The organism is Mesorhizobium hawassense (assembly GCF_003289945.1).
Taxonomy (GTDB): Bacteria; Pseudomonadota; Alphaproteobacteria; order Rhizobiales; family Rhizobiaceae; genus Mesorhizobium; species Mesorhizobium hawassense.
On the sequence record NZ_QMBP01000009.1, the window covers coordinates 182441 to 202578 of the forward strand.

Consider the following 20138-nt stretch of genomic DNA (forward strand, 5'->3'; position numbering starts at 1 on the left):
GGAAGATGTCCGACTTTGATCTCGTGCTGTCCGGAACCGTTGTCTTGCCGGATCGAATAATTCCGAATGGGCATGTCTGCATCCGCGACGGCATGATTACCAATATCGGACAAGGGATCGCCCCCGCGGCATCGGATAGGCATCTGCTGGGCGATGCGCTGATCCTTCCGGGCGCGATCGACGCGCAGGTTCATTCATTGAGCCAAAAGGGAACGGAAGACTTCATCTGGTCCACCCGAGCCGCGGCTGCCGGTGGTGTGACGACCATCATCGATATGCCCTACGACGAGGGCAACCTCGTCTGTTCAGCGAAGGCCGTTGCGGCCAAAGCCGCGCATGCCTCCACCCAGGCCCGGGTCGACTTCGGTCTCTACGGCACGATCGATCCGGCCGAGGGCGCCGGAAGAATAGCCGAACAGGCCGAGGCGGGCGTGGCGGCGTTCAAATTCTCCACCTTCGGCACCGACCCCAAGCGGTTCCCCAGGATCACCCCACCGCTGATGGCCGAATGCTTTGCCGAGGTCGCGAAAACCGGCCTGACGGCCGGTGTGCACAACGAGAACGAGGAGTATGTCCGCTTCGCCATGGACGCCGTGCGGGCGCGCGGAGTTACCGACTACCGTGCCCATGGAATGTCGCGCCCTCCTTTGACGGAACTGCTGGCCATGGCCGAGATCTATGAGATCGGGGTCCATACGGGCTGTCCTGCCCACGTGGTTCACTGCTCCTTGCCGCGTGGCTATGAAATGGCCGCCGCCTATCGCGCACAGGGCTATGACGCGACGGCCGAGTGCTGCATCCACTACCTTGTTCTCGACGAGGAGAATGACGCGCGGCGCCTGGCCGGAAGATCGAAGTGCAATCCGCCGATACGGGACCGGGCGTCGGTCGAAGGTCTCTGGCGCCAGATCGCCGCGGGCAACGTCACTCTCGTCTCGACCGATCACGTAAGCTGGTCCCTGGAGCGCAAGACCAATCCCGATATGCTGGCCAATGCCTCTGGCCTCCCCGGTCTGGAGCACATGGTGCCGCTCTTCGTGGCAGGCGCCACGAAGCGCGGGATTTCGCTGACATGGGCTGCCCGGCTCATGGCGGAGAACCCCGCCCGGCATTTCCGCATCGATCACGTCAAAGGCGCGCTCGCGCTGGGACGAGACGCAGACATCACCGTTCTGATCCCGGAGCCACGGCGGATCGACACAGCCGCGAGCGGCAACAGCATATCGGGTTGGTCGCCCTATGACGGCATGGAACTGCCTTGGAGCGTTGCCGCCACATGGAACCGGGGCGAAATGGTGTGGGACGGCCGCAATGTCATCGCCGCGCCCGGCCGAGGCCGATTCATAACGCCGCCCGCGAGCCGTGGTGTACCGGCGCGGAGGCCGCGAACTCACGGTCGGGAGAGAATTTAAATGCCCAGGGGAAATCTCCCTGTCGACGCGGCCCGGATCGCAAGAGATCTGGCCGATTTGGCTGCATTGACTGAGCCTGACCGCCGTTGGACCCGTCGCGCCTTTACGCCTGTGTTTCTCGAAGGCCGGCGGTGGTTGGCGGAGCGCATGCGCGACGCCGGGCTCGACCCTGTAATCGACGCGGCTGGCAATCTGATCGGGCGCCGGTCCGGCAGGAACCCCGGCCGCGGCACGCTGATCATAGGTTCGCATTCGGACACAGTTCCCGATGGAGGGCGCTATGACGGGACTGCGGGCGTCATTACGGGGCTCGAGGTCGCGCGCGCGCTTCAAGACACGGGCATCACCTTGGAGCACGATCTCGAGATCGTGGATTTCCTCGCGGAAGAGGTTTCGATCTTCGGAGTTTCCTGCATCGGCAGTCGCGCGATGACCGGGCAGATCCCGGCGGACTGGCTGGAGCGGGAACATCAGGGCCGGAGCTTGCGGCAGGCGATCGTCGAGGCGGGAGGCGATCCAGGCGGCCTGAGCCCGCGAAACGACATCCGCGCCTCACTGGAACTGCATATCGAGCAGGGTCCGGTTCTGGAGACCGAAGGCGAAACGATCGGCATCGTGACCTCGATCACCGGCATCACCCGCATCGCTCTGAGAGTGACGGGACGCGCCGACCACGCCGGCACGACGCCGATGAGGTTGCGCGACGACGCGCTCGTGACCGCCGCCGGCATCGTCCTGGATATCCATGGCGAGGCATATCGCCGAGCCAGGGACGAGGCCGGCCACTTCACGGCAACCGTCGGTGAATTCACCATCAAACCCGGAGCCGCCAATGTCGTGCCTGGAGCTGCCGAACTGCTGATCGATGCTCGCGCCTCGGACCCCGGTGTCATGACACATTTCGTGGATTGGTTGCGCTCCAAGATCGCCGGTCGTCCCGTCACGATGCAGGTGATTTCGGATAACCCTCCCTGCCCCTGCGATCCGAGCCTCTGTCTCGAACTGGAAACAGCCGCACGCCAGCTCGGCGCCAAATCGCGCCGCATGGTTTCCGGAGCCGGGCACGATACGGCGTGGATCAGCAAAACCGCTCCGGCCGCGATGATATTCGTCCCCTGCAAGGATGGGCGCAGCCATTGTCCCGAGGAAAGCGCAACGCCCGAGGACATCGCTGTCGGCGCGGCCGTGCTGTTCGAGACGCTATTGGCTATCGACGGACGCCTTGCCAGGTGACGAACCATTTCGTCGCCGATGGCTCGCCGCTGGTCGAAGCCAGGCAGCAGGCCGTCGGCTGGATCGGCCAGAAGGCTTCGCTGCTCGCCTATGTCGATGTCTTTTTCTATTGCGCGGTGGCAACGGCGGTGTTTGTACCGCTCGCCCTGCTGCTCAGGCCGCCGAAGCCGGCGCCGGCGAGCCGTTAGCTATTCCGCCATCCGGTGCTTGCGCCTCAGCGTCAGCCGCGCCAAGCTGGCGGCTCTGGAGGGACCTCATGCGCAACATCACGGCATCGGCGCTGCTTTTGGCGGCGGCATTTTTCACGACCGGCGCGAATGCTCTGGACAGTTCGAACACGCCGGTCGTGGTGACACCACTGGCGTCGAAGACCACGACCGCGTCCGGCCAACCGATCACCCTGCCGCAAGGGCATGTCGAGGTTCAGGTCTCCGCCTATCAGATCGCACCGGGCGCGACGCTCCCGGTGCACAAACACCCCTTCCCGCGCTACGCCTATGTCGAGCAAGGCTCGCTTAAGGTTACCAATGTCGAGACCGGTGTCGCCAACACCTACAAGACCGGCGACTTCATCGTCGAGATGATCGGCCAATGGCACCAGGCCACCAACATCGGCGCCGATCCCGTGAAGCTGTTGGTGATCGACCAGGTTGAGCAAGGCGCCAAGAACACGATCCTGAAGCAGTAGCGAGAAGGCCTCCGCCTCGAAGCGGAGGCCTTTGCTGCTCACCCCCAGGCGCCCACCGGCTGCTTTGTGGTGGCATTCAGGCGGTTGAAGGCGTTGATCAGCGCGATCTGGATCACCAGGGCGGCGAGCGCCTTGTCGTCATAGTGGCGCGCGGCTTCGTCCCAGACATCGTCCGGCACCGCGTCGGAACGGTCGGCCAGGCGCGTCGCGGCTTCGGCGAGCGCAAGCGCGGCGCGCTCGGCGTCGGTGAAGTAAGGCGTCTCGCGCCAAGCGGATACGGCAAAGATCCGCTCGTCCTTCTCGCCGGCCTTCTTCAGCTCGCGCGCATGCATGTCGACGCAGACGGCGCAGGCGTTGATCTGGCTGGCGCGAAGATGAATGAGCTTGCGTGTGACATAAGGCACATCGCCGGCTTCGGTCGACTTGTCGAGCGCCATGAGAGCCTGCAGCGCGCCGGGAATGAGCATCACCGGGTTCTTCAATCTTGCTTCCATCATCCGTCTCCTCGGGTTCGCGCGGCCGGTAGGGCCGCACCAATCAATAACTTTCCAGTTATGAGTTATCCATAACTTTGCAGTTATGCGTTGTCAAGCGCCTTGCATAGCTGGACCGATGGTTGCGGCTTTCGCCGCGACCCGCCCGATGCTAGGGCAGGACATCTCCTCGAAAGCATGGATGGAAACCGGTGGCGGATACGCAAAAACCCCTGATCGAAATCTGCGTCGAAGGCATTGACGGGCTGCTTGCCGCGCAGGCCGCCGGCGCCGACCGGGTCGAGCTCTGCGCCAGCCTGGTCGAGGGCGGCATCACGCCGAGCCTCGGCACGGTGCGCGCCGCGCTCGCAAGCGCGACCATTCCCTTTCACGTCATCGTGCGGCCGCGCGGCGGCGATTTCCTCTACAGCGAGACCGAATACCGTTCGATGCTGGCCGACGTCGAAGCGCTTCGCGAGCTCGGCATCGCCGGCGTCGTCGTCGGCTGCCTGACCGCCGATGGCGCCATCGACGAGGCGCGCATGGGCGCGCTGGTCGAGGCCGCCGGCCCGCTCAACGTCACCTGCCACCGCGCCTTCGACATGACCCGCGATCCGGCCGAAGCGCTCGAAGCCTTGATCCGCTGCAAAGTCGGCCGCGTGCTGACCAGCGGCCAGCGCGACACGGCGCTCGAGGGGGTCGAGCTTCTGGCGGAGCTCGTTCGCCAGGCCGGCTCGCGCATCATTATCCTCGGCTGCGGCGCCCTCGCCCCTGACACGATCGGCGACGTGCGCAAGCGGACCGGGCTGACCGAGATGCATTTCGCCGCGCTCGCGGATGTGCCGAGCGCCATGCGCTATCGCAACCCCAATGTCGGCATGGGTGGCGCCGACCTCGACCGCGAATACCGCAACACGGTGACCGACGAAGCCCTGGTGGCGGCGACGATCGCGGCCGCGAGAGCCTGATGGCCAGGACGATGACCAAGGCGTTGCCGCCGATCGAACAGGTCTCGGCCGCCGACGAGGCCGCCATCCTCGCGCTCAACAACGAGCATGCGGCCGAGCTGTCCTGGCTCGAGCCGGAACGGCTTTCATTCCTGCTCGGCGAGGCTTTCTACACCCGCCGCATCGGCGCGCTCGAAGCTTTCATCATGTGCTTCGATCAGGACGCCGGCTACGACAGCCCGAACTTCCTCTGGTTTCGCGAGCGCTATCCACGCTTCGTCTATGTCGACCGCGTCGTGGTCGCGGCCGCGGCGCGCGGCCGCGGTCATGCCCGCCGGCTTTATGAGGACCTGTTCGAGCAGGCCCGGCGCGCCGGCCACACCATCGTCACCTGCGAGGTGAATGCCGATCCGCCCAACCCGGCCTCGGACGCTTTCCACGCCGCGCTTGGTTTCGCCGAAGTCGGCAATGCCGTCATCCATGGCGGCAAGAAATCGGTGCGCTACTGGGCAAAGCCCATCGCCGCCTGAGCAGCGCCCGCCGCCACTGGCCAGAAAAACGAGCCGCAGCTAATATGGTCGCTCCGCTGGCTGGGGGGCGCGACATCATGCCAAGCAATGTCTTCCGCTTCGACGAAAGCTGGGACATCCCTGAAGGCACGCCCCAGCAGGTGTGGGACGTGCTCGCGGACGCCGAGCTGCTGCCGCTCTGGTGGGGCGATGCCTATAAGGAGGTCGAGCCGCTCGACAAAAAAGGCAAGGGCGTCGTCGGCTCCCGCGCCAGGGCCCGAGCGCGCGGCGCCCTGCCCTATGAGCTGAACTTCATCATCGAGGCGGCCGAGCTCGAGCCCGGGCGGCTGGTGGTGGTGAAGACCTTCGGCGATTTCGACGGGCTGTGGCGGGCCGAACTGTCGCCGTCTGGGACCGGCACGCATGTCGACCTGATCTGGCAGGTCACGGTCGAGAGGCCGATCCTCAAGCTTCTGGCGCCGCTGCTGAGACCCGCTTTCGCCTGGAACCACCGCTGGACCACGCCGCGGGGCGAAGCAGGGCTTCGCCGCTATCTCGCCGCGCGGAAGAACGGCAAGGCCTGACCCACCTTCACCAATTGCGATTGAGCCAGCCGCGGGCTGGTTTCTCGACGATGTAGTAGCTCGCCAGCGCGCAGGCGAACACTGCCGCCAGCAGCGGCAGCGGCGCGCTGCCGCGCTCATAGACGAACTTGTAGAAAGGCTGCTGCCAGAGATAGAGCGAATAGGACCACAGCCCGAGCATCACCATCGGCCGCGACGACAACGGCCCCGTCAGATAGCCGCCGGCGAAGTCCAGCGTGTTGACGGCCAGCGCCAGGAGCGGCACGGCGACGAGATAGTGGATCGGGGTCGGCATCGGATCGAGAAACAGCAGCACGCCGCCAATCGCGGCCGCAAGCGCGACATGCTGGTTTTTCAGGAAAGCCGGCAGTCGGCCGTCGGCCTTGAGCAGGCAGATCGCCGCGGACAAAAGGATCGAGGCGATGTGCACGTCGGTGCGCCAATAGGTGGTCTCGTAGCTCATGCCGAGAACCCCATACGAGATGGCGCCGTTGGCCATTGCCAGCAGCGCCAGCACCAGCAACAGCCGCACGACATTTGCCCGTCCGGTGACGATCACGCTGATCAGCGCCAGCAGGATATAGGAATGTTCCTCGACGCAGAGCGACCAGATGTGGTCGAGCGCGCCGGCCCGGTTGATGAAGATGCCGGCGTAATTGTAGGTGAAGGTCAGCGCCGTCAGCGCCGCCTTCCATTTGAACGCGATGAAGGTCCCGGCAAGGCCGATCATGGCGGCGATCACGAACACCAGCAGCGCGGGATAGATGCGCGAGAAGCGGCGCTTGAAGAATTTCTTCAGCGGAAAGCGCTCGATGAACAGGATCTCGCCCATCAGCCGGCCGCTGAGCACGAAGAAGAACTCGACACCGAGCACGCCGAGATTGATTCCCGGCACCGGGAAGAAATGGCCGATCAGCACCAGGGCGATCGACAGGCCGCGCCAGCCGTCGAGATAGGCCAGCCTTGCGCGTGCCGCTTTGTCCTCTGTGGCCCGTGGCAGGACACCGGCCGTCGCGGAGATGTCGGTCATGCCCGTCTTTCGCAACTCGAGGCCCGCACGCTTAAGCCGTGCCGGAACCGCTTCGTCTCCCGCCGCAATTATTTTGCAGTGCGGGATACTATTGTGCAAGTGCGAAAGCGCGAATTCTCGGGTATTCCCGCCAAGTGGTTGCGAATACAAAAGGAAAAGGGGCCGCGACGGCCCCTTCCTTCAACATCAGAGCAATTCCAGGAAAAGTTTTCCGTCCGGAACTATGTCACTCCAAACTGAGCGTTCAGGCGTTGGCCGCGGCCACCGCGCGCTTGGCCATCACCGCGATGAGATTGGCGCGGTAGTCGGCCGAGGCGTGGATATCGCTCATCAGCCCCTTTGCCGGCACCTTGATGCCGCCGAGCGCCGAAGCGTCGAAAGCCTTCGCCAGCGCCGCCTCGATTTCCCTGGAGCGGAAGACCCCGTCCTCGCCGGCCCCGGTCACCGCGGCCCTCACCCCATCCTTGCCCTTGGTCACGAACACGCCGACGATGGCGTAGCGCGAGGCCGGGTTGCGGAATTTTTCGTAGGCCGCCTTGGCCGGAGCGGTGAAGCTCACCGCCGTGATGATCTCGCCCTCTTTCAGCGCCGTCTCGAACAGGCCCTTGAAGAACTTGTCCGCTGCGATCTCGCGCTTGTTGGTGATGATCGTCGCGCCAAGCGCCAGCAACGCCGCCGGATAATCGGCCGCCGGATCGTTGTTGGCGATCGAACCGCCGATCGTGCCTTTGTAGCGCACTGCCGGGTCGCCGATCAGCGATGCCATATGCGCGAGCGCCGGGCAGGCCTTCCTCAACTTGTCGTCGGCCGAGACGTCGTAATGCGTGGTCGCTGCACCGATGGTGACCGTCTTGCCGGACACTTTGATGCCCTGCAGGTCCTTCAGCCGTGACACGTCGACGAGGTCAGACGGCGCCGCGAGCCGCGTCTTCATGGCGGGGATCAAGGTCATGCCGCCGGAGAGCAGCTTGGCATCGCCGTTCTTCAACAGCTTGGCGGCGTCGGCCACCGAGACGGCGCGGTGATAGTTGACTGAATACATGATCGCTCCTCCTCAGTGCTTCTTGGCGCGGATGGCCGACCATACGGTCGACGGCGACGCCGGCATGGCGATGTCGACGACGCCGAGCGCATCGGTGATGGCATTGATGATCGCCGGCGGCGAGCCGATCGCGCCGGCCTCGCCGCAGCCCTTGATGCCGAGCGGATTGCTGGGACACGGCGTGTTCGAGGTCGAGACCTTGAACGACGGCAGGTCACCCGCGCGCGGCATGGTGTAATCCATGTAGCTTGCGGTCAGCAGCTGCCCGCTTCCGTCATAATGCGCCCCTTCGAGCAGCGCCTGGCCGATGCCTTGCGCGATGCCGCCATGCACCTGGCCTTCGACGATCATCGGGTTGATGATGTTGCCGAAATCATCCGCCGCGACGAACTGGATGATGTCGGTGACACCCGTCTCCGGATCGATTTCCACCTCGCTGATGTAGCAGCCCGCCGGGAAGGTGAAGTTCGCCGGATCGTAGAAGGCGGTTTCCTTCAAGCCCGGCTCCATGCCGGCCGGCAGATTGTGGGCCGTATAGGCGGCAAGCGCCACCTGGAACCAGGGCAGGCTCTTGTCGGTGCCGGCGACCTTGACCTCGCCGTTTTCGATGACGATGTCGCCCTCGTCGGCTTCGAGCAGATGCGCCGCGATCTTCTTGGCCTTGGCCTCCACCTTGTCGAGGGCCTTGGCGATGGCCGACATGCCGACGGCGCCCGAGCGCGAGCCGTAAGTGCCCATGCCCATCTGCACCTTGTCGGTGTCGCCGTGGACGATCGAAACCGAATCGATCGGCACGCCGAAGCGCTGGTTGACCAGCTGCGCGAAGGTCGTCTCATGGCCCTGGCCATGGCTGTGCGAGCCGGTCAGCACCTCGATGGTGCCGACAGCGTTCACCCGCACCTCCGCCGATTCCCACAGGCCGACGCCGGCGCCGAGCGAGCCGACCGCCGCTGACGGCGCGATGCCGCAGGCCTCGATGTAGCAGCTCATGCCGATACCGCGCAGCTTGCCGCGCTTGGCGGCATCCGCCTTGCGCCTGGTGAAGCCGGCATAGTCGGATGCTTTCATGGCCGCATCGAGCGAGGCATTATAATCGCCGGCGTCATAGTTCATGATCACCGGCGTCTGGTGCGGGAAGGACGTGATGAAGTTCCGGCGCCTCAGCTCCGCCGGCGACACGCCGAGTTCGCGCGCGGCGGTCTCCATCGTGCGCTCCAGAAGATAGGTCGCCTCCGGCCGCCCTGCCCCGCGATAGGCATCGACGGGCGCGGTGTTGGTGTAGACGGTGCGCACATTGGCGTGGATCGCCGGGATGTTGTACTGGCCCGACAGCAGCGTGGCGTAGAGATAGGTCGGCACGCAGGACGAGAACAACGACATGTAGGCGCCGAGATTGGCGATCGTGTCGACCTTGAGACCAGTGATGCGGTTGTCCTTGTCGAAGGCCATCTCCACCGTCGAGACATGATCGCGGCCATGCGCGTCCGAAAGGAAGCTCTCGGTACGGTCGGCCACCCATTTGACCGGCACGCCGGTCTTCTTCGAGGCCCACAGGCAGACGATCTCTTCCGGATAGATGTAGATCTTCGAGCCGAAGCCGCCGCCGACATCGGGCGCGATCACGCGCAGCTTGTTTTCCGGCGCGACATTGTAGAAGGCGCTCATCACCAGCCGCGCGACATGTGGGTTCTGCGACGTCGTCCAGCAGGTATAGTGGTCCTCGGCCTTGTCGTAATGGCCAAGAGCCGCGCGCGGCTCCATGGCGTTGGGCACCAGCCGGTTATTGACGATCTTCATGCGCGTGACATGCGCGGCCGACTTGATCGCCGCGTCGGTCGCCTTGCCGTCGCCGATCTCCCAGTCAAAGATCAGATTGTTGTCGGACTCGGCATGAATCTGCGGCGCGCCGGCCTGGATCGCCTTGGTGGCGTCGACCACGGCCTTCAGTTCCTTGTAGGTGATCTCGACCGCTTCCGCCGCGTCGCGCGCCTGGCCCTTGGTGTCGGCGACCACGATGACGACCGCGTCGCCGACATAGCGCACCTTGTCGACGGCCAAAGGCGACCAGGCGCCCATCTTCATCGGCGAGCCGTCCTTGGAGTGGATCATCCAGCCGCAGATCAGATTGCCGATGCCATCGGCCTTGAGCTCCTTGCCGGTCAAGACGCCGATGACGCCAGGCATGGCTTGCGCCTTCTTCACGTCGATCTTCTTGATCTGCGCATGCGCGTGCGGGCTGCGCACGAACACGGCATGCTTCATGCCGGGAACCACCATGTCGTCGACATAGCGGCCGCCGCCGGTGATGAACCTCTTGTCTTCCTTGCGCGCCACGCGGGCGCCGACGCCTTCGATACCCATAGGAAATTCCTCCCGGAATTCGGTGTGAATAGAGAATGGTGAATTGGTGAATGGTCGAAATGGAGCAGGAGCCGCCGCCAGCCTACACACTATTCACCATTCACTATTCACCCTAAGCCGCCTGTTTCGCCTTGCCCTTGGCGCCCTTCGACATAGCCTGCGATGCCGCGAGGATCGCCTTGACGATGTTGTGGTAGCCCGTGCAGCGGCAGATATTGCCGTCGAGCTCGGCGCGCACCGTCGCCTCGTCGAGGCCTTGCGGGTGACGCGCGATCATGTCGGTCGCCGCCATGATCATGCCAGGCGTGCAGAAGCCGCATTGCAGCCCGTGATGCTCCTTGAACGCGGCCTGTACAGGATGCAGCTCGGCGCCGTTGGCCAGCCCTTCGATGGTGACGATGGTCGAGCCCGAGGCCTGCGCGGCCAGCATGGTGCAGGACTTAACCGCCCGGCCGTCGACATGGACGACGCAGGTGCCGCATTGCGAGGTATCGCAACCGACATGCGTTCCGGTGAGACCGAGATTTTCCCTGAGGAAATGCACCAGCAGCGTTCGGTCTTCGACGCTCCCGCTGACCCGTTTCCCATTCACAGTCAACGACACGTCCGACATGCAACCTCCCTGGGTATCAACCTTGGTTATCGCCTTGCCGGTGCCGTGCCTGTGCTTCGGCAGTGCGTTATTCGGATACCGTACAACGCGCAAAACAGCGCTGCCAGCGCTCCGCCCCTTGTACTTTCGGTCATGGCCGGCGGGCTGTTGAGCGCGCCGCCCGGCCCATTGCCAAATCAGGGATTGACGGCAAAAATGCTTTCGACGCAGCGCGGCTGACACGCATAAGAAAAGACACGCGCAAAATAAGAAAAGACTCGTATAAAAGCGTTGGAGGAAATTGCGGAGAAGGCGGCTGGCCAGTTCGAGCACACGCTATGCATCGGGCCTTTCGGCGCTCACCACGGATGAGCCCGACCCGAACGCCTTTGCCCGGGCCATCGCTGCCGAAGCCGCAATCGTCGACGCCGGCTTCGCGCTGCTGTTCTTCTCGCAGAGCCTGGTTGACGCCGGAGCGCTGGCGCAGGCGCTTAAACTGCATGCGCCGTCGCTTGCCTATGCCGGCTGCTCGACCGCCGGCGAAATCACGCCGCAGGGACTGGAGGAAGGGCATATCCTTGCCCTGCTTTTGCCGTCGGCATCGTTTTCGACCGTCTCCACCATGGTCGAAAAGCTTTCCTCGTCCGGCATGGACAGGATCACCGGCGAGGTCGCGGCTTTGCGGCGCCTGCTGCGCGGCCGCGCCGGCCATGACCGGGCCAAGAACATATTCGCGCTCTGCTTCATCGACGGGCTGTCCTACGCCGAGGAAGCGGTGACGTCGGCCATCCATTGGGGGCTGGACGACATTCCGCTGATCGGCGGCTCGGCCGGCGACGACCTGAAATTCGAGACGACCAGGCTGATCGCCAACGGCAAGGTCGCGTCCGACAGCGCCATCGTCGTGCTGGTCGCCACTGAGATCCCCTTCCACGTCTTCAAGACGGATAATTTCATTCCGACCGACGAGAAGCTGGTGGTGACGGCGTCCGATCCGGATCATCGCGTCGTGCGCGAATTCAACGCCACCAACGCGGCGGAGGAATATGCGGCCTCCGTCGGCATCGTGCCGCAGACGCTGACGCCGCTGAGCTTTGCGTCGCACCCCGTCGTGGTGAAGGTCGGCGGCGAGTATTACTGCCGCTCGATCCAGCGGATGCATCCCGACGGCTCGCTGTCCTTCTTCTGCGCCATCGATGACGGCGTGGTGCTGTCCATCGCACAGCCCAAGAACATGGTGGAAGCGACGCGCAACGCTCTCCAGGATGTCGAGCACAGGCTCGGCGGTATCGACATGATCCTCGGCTTCGACTGCGTGCTGCGCCGACTCGACGCCCGCAACCGCCAGGTTTTCCGCGATATCTCCGAGCTTTACCGGACCAACAAGGTCATCGGCTTCGGCACCTATGGCGAGCAGTATCGCTCGATGCATCTCAACCAGACTTTCACCGGCATCGCCTTCGGCGAACGCCAGGCGGCCGAGTGAGCCAGATGCCGCTCCGCGACATCAACGACATCGAACGGTTGAAGAAGATCAACGCGGCGCTGGTCAGCCGCGTCGAGCGCTCGATGGACCAGCAGGGCAACGCCTTCACGCTGTTCCAGGCCGCCATTTCGCTGGAAAACCGGGTGCGCAACCGCACCGAGGAATTGCACGCCACGCTGCGCCGTCTGGAACAGTCGAACATCGACTTGAGCGCCGCCAAGGAGAGCGCCGAACTGGCGAACCTCTCCAAGACCAGGTTCCTCGCCGCCGCCAGCCACGACGTGCTGCAGCCGCTCAACGCCGCGCATCTGTCGGTCTCGGCGCTGGCCGAGGTCCAGACCAGCGAGGAGGGCAAAAAACTGGTGCGCCAGGTCGAGCGCTCGCTGGAGACGATGGAAGACCTGCTGCGCACGCTGCTCGACATCTCCAAGCTCGACGCCGGCGTGGTGCAGCCCGAAACCGGCGACGTCAGCCTGGAGACGCTGTTTTCCTCGCTGCGCTCGGACTTCCTGCCCGAGGCGCAAAAGAAGGGCCTGTCGCTGAAATTCCGACCGGTCAACGTCGTCGTGCGCTCCGACCGCACGCTGTTGCGCCGCATCCTGCAGAACATCCTCTCCAATGCACTGCGCTACACCCGCTCCGGCGGCGTGCTGGTCGGCACCAGGCATCGCGGCGACACCATCCGCATCGATGTCGCCGACACCGGCTGCGGCATTCCCGAGGACCAGCGCGAGGCGGTGTTCGAGGAATTCCACCGCGGTACCGCGACGCTTGCCGATACCGGCCTCGCCGGCGGGCTCGGCCTCGGCCTCGCCATCGTGCGCCGCATGGCGGCCGCGCTCGGTCACCCGGTCACCTTCTCCTCGAAAGTCGGGCGGGGCACCATCTTCCACATCGACGTGCCGGTCGGCATGGCCGCGGCCGAGCCGGCAGCGGTCGCCGCCGACATGGACCGCCCGCGCGGCTACGGCCTGTTCGGCACCAAGGTGCTGCTGGTCGAGAACGACGCCGACGTGCTCTCCGCCATGACCTCGCTGCTCGAGCGCTGGCAGTGCCTGGTCCGCGCCGCGACCTCGACCGACGACGCGCTGGACCTTTTGGGCGACACCGCCTGGGTGCCCGACATCGTCATCGCCGACCAGCACCTCGACGGCGGCGACCTCGGCACCGCGACCATCGCCGAAGTGCGCGACTATCTCGGCCGTCCCGTGCCGGCCCTGATCGTCACCGCCGACGGCTCCGAACCCGTCGCCAAGGCCGCGCGCGCCGCCGGCATCGAGCTGATGCGCAAGCCGCTGAAGCCGGCGCAGTTAAGGGCGCTGCTGGCGCATTTGTTGGCCTAGAGGAAGGACGATGCGTTTTCTTGATTATCTGGGAAGACCCGCTTCTGATCTACTAACCTTGCCGCCATTCAACACTTGGCACTTCAAGCGAACCGTCGATGACGATCTTCCTGACATCGAAATAAACTATGTTGCCGACCGGAATAACTTCTCCTTTATGTGCGACAGGCATGAAACAATAGCAACCATATTCGTCGCATCCGATGATTTCGGACAATTTCTTGGCGGCATTTCCTTTTCGTGCAACCGCCAAGAAGTGAATGGCTTCCTTGGCACGCCCTCGAAAAGTGGCAAGCCGTATAACGATCCCATTCTAGGCGAGTATGGATCCTGGGACCGATATGACGACGGCCGCCAGTCGATACACGTCGAATACGAGCCTGACGCCGACAGGATAAGACGAGTAACGCTTATGCGGGCCGATGTGGCGCCTTGAGACTGGGCACCACGGAAGAACTCAAAACCCCGCCTGATCCCGAAACAACTCCGCATTGTCGAGCTTCGACACCTCGATCACCGCTTGCGTGCGGCTATAGACGTTGAGCTTGCGCAAAATCTCCGAGACATGCGCCTTCACCGTCGTCTCGCCCACCTGCAGCTCATAGGCGATCTGCTTGTTCAGCATGCCCTGGCGCAGCATCTGCAGCACGCGCAATTGCTGCGGCGTCAGCCTGGCCAGGCGCTGCACCATGTCGGCGCGGTCGGTGCTGTCGGGGTCCGGCGGCTGGCCCTCGTAGTTCTCCGGCACATAGACCGCGCCGTCCATCACCGAGCGGATGGCAGCGGCGAGATCGCTCTTCCTCGCTGATTTCGGGATGAAGCCGGCAGCGCCATAGGAAAGCGCCTCGGAAATGATCTTCGGCTCCTCATAGCCGGACACGATCACCACCGGGAGGCGCGGATAGCGGGTCCTGAGCTGCAGCAGGCCTTCGAAGCCATGCACGTCGGGCATGCTCAGATCGAGCAGCGCCAGATCGAACGGCTTTGTGCCGGAAAGCAGTTCCAGCGCCTCGGCGATCGAGCGCGCCTCGACCGTATCGACATCCGGATAAGCCATCTGCACGGCGCTGTGCAGCGCCTCGCGAAACAGCGGGTGGTCGTCGATGATCAGGAAGCGGGCGCGATCGCTGGGGGCGGTCATGAAAGGGGTTCGGGCATCGGTTCGGTTTCGGTGGCTAGAGGATAGTCCCCTGAAGGTGTCCAGATTATTGCCAAATAGTACATCGCCCAATGACAAGCGATGTTGCCGCCGAAGCGGCAGGGCCGTGTTTTCGTCGGTGCAGCGCCTTGCCCAGGCGTCGAAATCGGTCGAAGGTGCGGGTGACTTCGTAGCCCACAGCAGAGACTGAAATGACAGATTACGTCCTCCCACCGCCGCCGATCGCCTCGGTCGCCATCGCCGGTTCGGCGGAGCGCTTTGCCGTGCGCCGCATCTTCTGCGTCGGCCGCAATTACGCAGCACACGCGCGCGAGCTCGGCAATGACGAGCGCGACCCGCCCTTCTTCTTCACCAAGCCCGCCGACGCGGTGATCGACAGCGGCACCGAGATCCCGTACCCGCCGCTGACTGCGAACCTGCATCACGAGATCGAGCTGGTCGTCGCCATCGGCAAGGCCGGCTTCCGCATCCCGCGCGGAGACGCGCTGGCCCATGTCTGGGGCTATGGCGTCGGCATCGACCTGACCCGCCGCGACCTCCAGGATCAGGCCAAGAAGGCGGCGCGTCCCTGGGACTGGTCGAAGGCGTTCGACCAGTCCGCGCCCTGCGGTCCGCTGGTTCCGGCTGCGAAAACGGGGCATCCGGAGAAAGGCCGCATCTGGCTCGCGGTCAACGGCGCAGCGAAACAGGACGGCGACCTTGCCGAGCTGATCTGGCCGATCGCCGACATCGTAGCGATCTGCAGCGAGGCGGTGGAGCTTCAGCCCGGCGACCTGATCTTCACCGGCACGCCGGCCGGCGTCGGCGCGGTCCAGGCGGGAGAAAAAATCACCGGCGGCGTCGACGGCATCGGCGCGATCGAGGTGGCGATCGGACAGCCAAGGGCATGAGCGATCTCGTCCTGCACAACTACTACCGCTCCTCCACCTCATACCGGGTGCGGATCGCGCTTGCGGTGAAGGGGCTGGACTACACCTATGTGCCGCATCATCTGCGCCACGGCGAGCATCTCGAGCCCGCCTATCTCGCGGTCAATCCGCAAGGTCTGGTGCCGGCGCTTGTGCTCGACGACGGCAGGCTGCTGACCCAGTCGCTGGCGATCATCGAATATCTCGACGAGATCGCGCCCGAGCCGCCGCTGCTGCCCAGGGATGCGCTGGGCCGCGCCCGTGTCCGCATGCTGGCGCAAATGATCGCCTGCGACATCCACCCCGTGAACAATCTGCGCGTGCTCACCTCGCTGCGCAGCTTGTTCGGCGCCGGCGACGAGGATGTCGTCAATTGGTTCCGGCACTGGGTGAACGAAGGTTTCAAACCGCTTGAGAAGATTCTCGCCTCCTCGCCCGAGACCGGCGCGTTCTGCCACGGCGAAGCGCCGGGGCTGGCCGATATCTGCCTCGCCGCGCAGGTCGCCAACAATGCCCGCTTCGGCGTCGATATGGCGCCCTATCCGGTGATCGCACGCATCAATGCCGCCTGCATGGCGCTGCCGGCGTTCCAGAAGGCTGCGCCGCAGAACCAGATCGATGCCGAATAGACCAGCTTAGCCGCCCACCCGCAACGTCTCGGCCCCAGAACGCGAGCGCCGTCAGCACTGGCAGAAACGATTTCCGGTCAACCGGCAGTGGAATCGGCTATCGTCACCTCAAAACGCGTCAGTAGTGGGAGTTTGCCGATGAAAGCCGTCGTCTTCGAGAAATTCGGTGAGGCGCCGACCATCCAGACCGTGCGCGATCCGAAGCCGGCCGCCGATGGCGTCGTCATCAAGGTCGAGGCGACCGGCCTTTGCCGCAGCGACTGGCACGGCTGGATGGGTCATGACGACGGCATCACGCTGCCGCACGTCCCCGGTCATGAGCTGGCGGGCGTCGTCGTCGCCGCCGGCAAGCAGGTCAGCCGCTGGAAGGCCGGCGACCGTGTCACCGTACCGTTCGCCGTCGGCTGCGGACGCTGCTTCGAATGCACCTCCGGCAATCATCAGGTCTGCGAGCACCAGACGCAGCCGGGCTTCACCGGATGGGGCTCGTTCGCCGAATATGTCGGCATCGAGCATGCCGACACCAATCTGGTGCGCCTGCCCGAGGAAATGGAATTCGCCACCGCCGCCAGCCTTGGCTGCCGTTTCGTCACCTCGTTTCGCGCCATCGTGGACCAGGGCCGGGTGACGCCCGGGGAATGGGTGGCTGTGCATGGCTGCGGCGGCGTCGGCCTGTCGGCGATCATGATCGCCAGCGCCATGGGCGCCAATGTGATTGCCATCGACCTCACCGACGAGAAGCTGGAATTCGCCAGGAAGATCGGCGCGGTGGCGACGATCAACGCCTCGACCACGCCCAACGTGATCAAGGCGGTCAAGCAGATCACCAATGGCGGCGCGCATATGTCGATGGACGCGCTTGGGCACCCGACGACCTCGTTCAACTCGATCGCCAATCTGCGCCGGCGCGGCCGCCACGTTCAGGTCGGGCTGATGCTCGGCGAGCATGCCCGCCCGCAAGTGCCGATGGATAAGGTGATCGCCTTCGAGCTCGAAATCCTCGGCAGCCACGGCATGCAGGCTTATCGCTACAGCGCGATGATGGAGATGATCCGCACCGGCAAGCTGAAGCCCGAACTTCTGGTCGGCAAGAAGATCAGCCTCGAGGAAGCGCCGGCGGCGCTGATGGCGATGGGCGGCTTCGAGGGGATTGGGATCGGGGTGGTGACGAAGTTCTGAGCAATTCCAGGAAAAGTGTGAAACGGTTTTCCGTCCGGAATTGCGTCAAAGCAAATCAGGCGCGCCTACCGCGCAAATTTCTTCGCACCGAACACGCAGGCCACGACACCCAGCGTGACGACCACCATCATCGGGCTGACCTTTTCGTGCAGCAGGCTCGCCGCCAGCGCCAGGCCGAAGAAAGGCTGCAGCAGTTGCAGCTGCCCGACGGCGGCGATGCCGCCTTGCGCGAGGCCGCGATACCAGAAGATGAAGCCGATCAGCATGCTGAACAGCGAGACATAGCCGAGGCCGATCCACGCGCCGGAGCCGACGCCGGCGAAGGAGGACGGCAGCGTCGCGAATGTGAGCGCCAGCATGACCGGCAGCGACAGCGCCAGCGCCCAGCAGATCACCTGCCAGCCGCCGAGCCGGCGCGACAGCGCGGCCCCCTCCGCATAGCCCAGCCCGCAGACGATGATAGCGCCCAGCATCAGGCCGTCGCCGACCGGTGACGCGGTCACGCCTTGCGACAGGGCAAAGCCCGCGACCAAAGCGCTGCCGATGCAGGAAAACAGCCAGAAGGCCGGTCGGGGACGGTCGCCGCCGCGCAGCACGCCGAAGATCGCCGTCGCCAGCGGCAGCAGGCCGACGAAGATGATGGAATGCGCGGTGGTGACATGCTTCAGCGCCAGCGCCGTCAGCAGCGGAAAGCCGACGACGACGCCCAGCGCCACGACCACCAGCGAAGCGAGATCGCCGCGCTCCGGACGCTTCTGGCGGAACACCAGCAGCATCGCAATTCCGAGCAGGCCGGCAATCGCCGCGCGAGCCGACGTCAGGAATGTCGGATCGAAATCCGCCACCGCCACATGCGTTGCCGGCAGCGAGCCGCTGAAGATCAGCACGCCAATGAAGCCGTTCAGCCAGCCGCTCGCAGTCTTGTCCATTCGAGGCTCCGTCGTTTAGCTCTCTATCGGCTGGAGGCCTATGGTCTCGCCAGAGACAATGGAATACAATTTCGCAAAACTGTAATGGCATTGCGAGCAGTACGGATGGCGGATACCCCTCTTGATATCGACGGCGCGCGCACGCTGGTCGAGAGCGTGATGGCGACGATCCGCCACCGCATTGCCGCGCGCACGCTGACGCCGGGAGCGCGCCTGCCGTCGATCCGGGCGCTGGCCAAGTCCCTGCAGGTCTCGAAGTCCACCGTGGTCGAAGCCTATGACCGTCTTGCGGCGGAAGGTACGATCCGTTCGCGGCCGGGCTCCGGTTTCTACGCCGCCGGGCAGCTTGCGCCGCTGTCGCTGGCCGAGATCGGTCCCAAGCTCGATCGGGCCGTCGACCCGCTCTGGGTATCGCGGCAGTCGCTGGAAGCCGGCGAGGAGATGCTCAAACCCGGCTGCGGCTGGCTGCCGGCATCCTGGATGCCGCAGGCAGCCTTGCGCCGGGCGCTGAGAACGGCTGCCCGCGCCGATGACGCAGTACTCGCCGATTACGGCACGCCGCTCGGCTTGCCGCCGCTGCGCCAATTGCTGGCGCGACGCCTGGCCGAGCACGGCATCGAAGCCTCGCCCGAACAGATCATGCTGACCGATTGCGGCACTCAGGCCATCGACCTTCTATGCCGCTTCCTGCTCGAGCCCGGCGATGCGGTCCTGGTCGACGATCCCTGCTATTTCAATTTCCACGCGCTGCTGCGCGCTCATCAGGCCAAGGTGGTCGGGGTGCCCTACACGCCTTCAGGGCCGGACATCGAACTCTTCGCCGAGGCGCTCGCCGAGCACCGGCCGCGCCTCTACATCACCAACTCCGGCATCCACAACCCGACCGGCGCGATCCTGTCGCCGGTGACCGCGCATAAGCTGCTGAAACTCGCCGATCAAGCGGAACTCACCATCGTCGAGGACGACATCTTCGCCGACTTCGAGCATAGCTCTGCCCCAAGGCTCGCGGCCTTCGACGGGCTGCAGCGCGTCGTTCAGATCGGCTCGTTCTCCAAGACCCTGTCGGCCTCGGTACGCTGCGGTTTCATCGCAGCACCACCCGACTGGATGGAAGGCCTGACCGATCTCAAGATCGCCACGACTTTCGGAGGTACCCGGCTGTCCTCGGAATTGGTGCTGACGCTGTTGAAGGACGGCAGCTACCGCAAACATATCGAGCAGCTGCGCACCCGCCTATCGCGCGCCATGGCCGAGACGGCCGGCAGGTTGAAGGCGATGGGCGTTGCGCCGTGGATCGACCAGCCGGCCGGCATGTTCCTGTGGTGCCGTCTGCCCGACGGCATCGACGCCGCCGATGTCGCGCGCCATGCGCTCTCGGACAATGTCGTATTGGCGCCCGGCAACGCCTTCAGCCTGTCGCACACCGCCGGCCGCTTCATGCGCTTCAACGTCGCCCAATGCGGGGATGCACGTATTTTCAGAGCCCTCGAGCAAGCGATGACGTCGTCCCGTCGCAAAGCCGCATAGGCGCGACGGCTGGTTGCCCAAACGGCTGCAGCACCCTGTCTGTCAAGTAGCTGGCAATTGACATGCATTCGCCCCGCAATTAAAAAGACAGACCTGTCTCACTACTG

21 protein-coding genes are annotated in these 20138 nt (G+C 64.6%); 14 read left to right on the top strand and 7 right to left on the bottom strand.

The window, feature by feature from the left end; translation table 11 throughout:
* Nucleotides 1-5 precede the first annotated feature (5 nt).
* The 4 genes from DPM33_RS19605 to DPM33_RS19620 all read left to right on the top strand — a co-directional run bounded on the left by DPM33_RS19605 (nucleotide 6) and on the right by DPM33_RS19620 (nucleotide 3333).
* Complete coding sequence (locus tag DPM33_RS19605) at nucleotides 6-1412, top strand: dihydroorotase (protein WP_112099083.1); 1407 nt, start codon at nucleotides 6-8, stop codon at nucleotides 1410-1412.
* A complete protein-coding gene (locus DPM33_RS19610; RefSeq protein ID WP_112099084.1) occupies nucleotides 1413-2645 on the top strand; it encodes a Zn-dependent hydrolase in 1233 nt (410 codons plus the stop codon).
* Nucleotides 2642-2833 (top strand): hypothetical protein, encoded by a 192-nt coding sequence (locus DPM33_RS19615; protein WP_208648428.1) that lies wholly within the window; start codon nucleotides 2642-2644, stop codon nucleotides 2831-2833. Before DPM33_RS19610 ends, DPM33_RS19615 begins: the two co-directional genes overlap by 4 nt.
* A gap of 68 nt (nucleotides 2834-2901) precedes the next feature.
* A complete protein-coding gene (locus tag DPM33_RS19620; protein WP_112099085.1) occupies nucleotides 2902-3333 on the top strand; it encodes a cupin domain-containing protein in 432 nt (143 codons plus the stop codon).
* 38 nt (nucleotides 3334-3371) lie between these two features.
* On the opposite strand, the gene DPM33_RS19625 is transcribed toward DPM33_RS19620, so the two are convergent.
* Nucleotides 3372-3827, bottom strand: coding sequence for a carboxymuconolactone decarboxylase family protein (locus tag DPM33_RS19625; protein ID WP_112099086.1), 456 nt, complete (start codon nucleotides 3825-3827; stop codon nucleotides 3372-3374).
* Between the two features lie 191 nt (nucleotides 3828-4018).
* Here DPM33_RS19625 and DPM33_RS19630 point away from each other — a divergent pair, with 191 nt between their 5' ends.
* From DPM33_RS19630 to DPM33_RS19640, 3 genes are all read left to right on the top strand, one after another.
* Nucleotides 4019-4774 (top strand): copper homeostasis protein CutC, encoded by a 756-nt coding sequence (locus tag DPM33_RS19630; RefSeq protein WP_112099087.1) that lies wholly within the window; start codon nucleotides 4019-4021, stop codon nucleotides 4772-4774.
* Complete coding sequence (locus tag DPM33_RS19635; RefSeq protein WP_425373543.1) at nucleotides 4774-5283, top strand: GNAT family N-acetyltransferase; 510 nt, start codon at nucleotides 4774-4776, stop codon at nucleotides 5281-5283. Before DPM33_RS19630 ends, DPM33_RS19635 begins: the two co-directional genes overlap by 1 nt.
* Before the next feature lie 77 nt (nucleotides 5284-5360).
* Nucleotides 5361-5846 (top strand): SRPBCC family protein, encoded by a 486-nt coding sequence (locus tag DPM33_RS19640; RefSeq protein WP_112099231.1) that lies wholly within the window; start codon nucleotides 5361-5363, stop codon nucleotides 5844-5846.
* A 7-nt stretch (nucleotides 5847-5853) separates the two neighbouring features.
* Here the strand turns inward: DPM33_RS19640 and DPM33_RS19645 are convergent, their stop codons facing one another.
* The 4 genes from DPM33_RS19645 to DPM33_RS19660 all read right to left on the bottom strand — a co-directional run bounded on the left by DPM33_RS19645 (nucleotide 5854) and on the right by DPM33_RS19660 (nucleotide 10892).
* The gene (locus tag DPM33_RS19645) at nucleotides 5854-6876 is read right to left on the bottom strand and encodes an acyltransferase family protein (RefSeq protein ID WP_112099088.1); all 1023 of its coding nucleotides are present in this window, start codon (nucleotides 6874-6876) and stop codon (nucleotides 5854-5856) included.
* 244 nt (nucleotides 6877-7120) lie between these two features.
* Nucleotides 7121-7918 carry an FAD binding domain-containing protein gene (locus tag DPM33_RS19650; protein ID WP_112099089.1) on the bottom strand — a complete coding sequence of 266 codons (798 nt, stop codon included), beginning with the start codon at nucleotides 7916-7918 and terminating at the stop codon, nucleotides 7121-7123.
* Between the two features lie 12 nt (nucleotides 7919-7930).
* Nucleotides 7931-10279, bottom strand: coding sequence for a xanthine dehydrogenase family protein molybdopterin-binding subunit (locus DPM33_RS19655; protein ID WP_112099090.1), 2349 nt, complete (start codon nucleotides 10277-10279; stop codon nucleotides 7931-7933).
* A 112-nt stretch (nucleotides 10280-10391) separates the two neighbouring features.
* The gene (locus tag DPM33_RS19660; protein ID WP_112099091.1) at nucleotides 10392-10892 is read right to left on the bottom strand and encodes a (2Fe-2S)-binding protein; all 501 of its coding nucleotides are present in this window, start codon (nucleotides 10890-10892) and stop codon (nucleotides 10392-10394) included.
* Between the two features lie 280 nt (nucleotides 10893-11172).
* Between DPM33_RS19660 and DPM33_RS19665 the strand changes: the two genes are divergently transcribed.
* Genes DPM33_RS19665 through DPM33_RS19675 form a run of 3 tightly spaced genes read left to right on the top strand, consistent with a single transcriptional unit; the run spans nucleotide 11173 to nucleotide 14136 of the window.
* Nucleotides 11173-12357 (top strand): FIST signal transduction protein, encoded by a 1185-nt coding sequence (locus DPM33_RS19665; protein WP_245442258.1) that lies wholly within the window; start codon nucleotides 11173-11175, stop codon nucleotides 12355-12357.
* 5 nt (nucleotides 12358-12362) lie between these two features.
* On the top strand, nucleotides 12363-13700 hold the full coding sequence (locus DPM33_RS19670; protein WP_112099092.1) for an ATP-binding response regulator: 1338 nt from the start codon (nucleotides 12363-12365) through the stop codon (nucleotides 13698-13700).
* A 10-nt stretch (nucleotides 13701-13710) separates the two neighbouring features.
* Complete coding sequence (locus DPM33_RS19675; RefSeq protein WP_146770291.1) at nucleotides 13711-14136, top strand: hypothetical protein; 426 nt, start codon at nucleotides 13711-13713, stop codon at nucleotides 14134-14136.
* Nucleotides 14137-14157: 21 nt separating this feature from the next.
* Here the strand turns inward: DPM33_RS19675 and DPM33_RS19680 are convergent, their stop codons facing one another.
* A complete protein-coding gene (locus tag DPM33_RS19680; RefSeq protein WP_112099094.1) occupies nucleotides 14158-14841 on the bottom strand; it encodes a response regulator in 684 nt (227 codons plus the stop codon).
* A 209-nt stretch (nucleotides 14842-15050) separates the two neighbouring features.
* On the opposite strand from DPM33_RS19680, the gene DPM33_RS19685 reads away from it, so the two are divergent.
* The 3 genes from DPM33_RS19685 to DPM33_RS19695 all read left to right on the top strand — a co-directional run bounded on the left by DPM33_RS19685 (nucleotide 15051) and on the right by DPM33_RS19695 (nucleotide 17575).
* The gene (locus tag DPM33_RS19685) at nucleotides 15051-15749 is read left to right on the top strand and encodes a fumarylacetoacetate hydrolase family protein (RefSeq protein ID WP_112099095.1); all 699 of its coding nucleotides are present in this window, start codon (nucleotides 15051-15053) and stop codon (nucleotides 15747-15749) included.
* Nucleotides 15746-16396 (top strand): maleylacetoacetate isomerase, encoded by a 651-nt coding sequence (gene maiA, locus DPM33_RS19690; RefSeq protein ID WP_112099096.1) that lies wholly within the window; start codon nucleotides 15746-15748, stop codon nucleotides 16394-16396. The genes DPM33_RS19685 and maiA overlap by 4 nt, the downstream gene beginning before the upstream one ends.
* A gap of 138 nt (nucleotides 16397-16534) precedes the next feature.
* The gene (locus DPM33_RS19695; protein WP_112099097.1) at nucleotides 16535-17575 is read left to right on the top strand and encodes a zinc-dependent alcohol dehydrogenase family protein; all 1041 of its coding nucleotides are present in this window, start codon (nucleotides 16535-16537) and stop codon (nucleotides 17573-17575) included.
* A 65-nt stretch (nucleotides 17576-17640) separates the two neighbouring features.
* Here DPM33_RS19695 and DPM33_RS19700 read toward each other — a convergent pair whose 3' ends face one another.
* Nucleotides 17641-18504 (bottom strand): DMT family transporter, encoded by an 864-nt coding sequence (locus DPM33_RS19700; RefSeq protein WP_112099098.1) that lies wholly within the window; start codon nucleotides 18502-18504, stop codon nucleotides 17641-17643.
* Nucleotides 18505-18609: 105 nt separating this feature from the next.
* Here DPM33_RS19700 and DPM33_RS19705 point away from each other — a divergent pair, with 105 nt between their 5' ends.
* Entirely contained in the window at nucleotides 18610-20031 is a 1422-nt protein-coding gene (locus DPM33_RS19705; protein ID WP_112099099.1) for an aminotransferase-like domain-containing protein, read from the top strand.
* The last annotated feature ends 107 nt before the right edge of the window (nucleotides 20032-20138 follow it).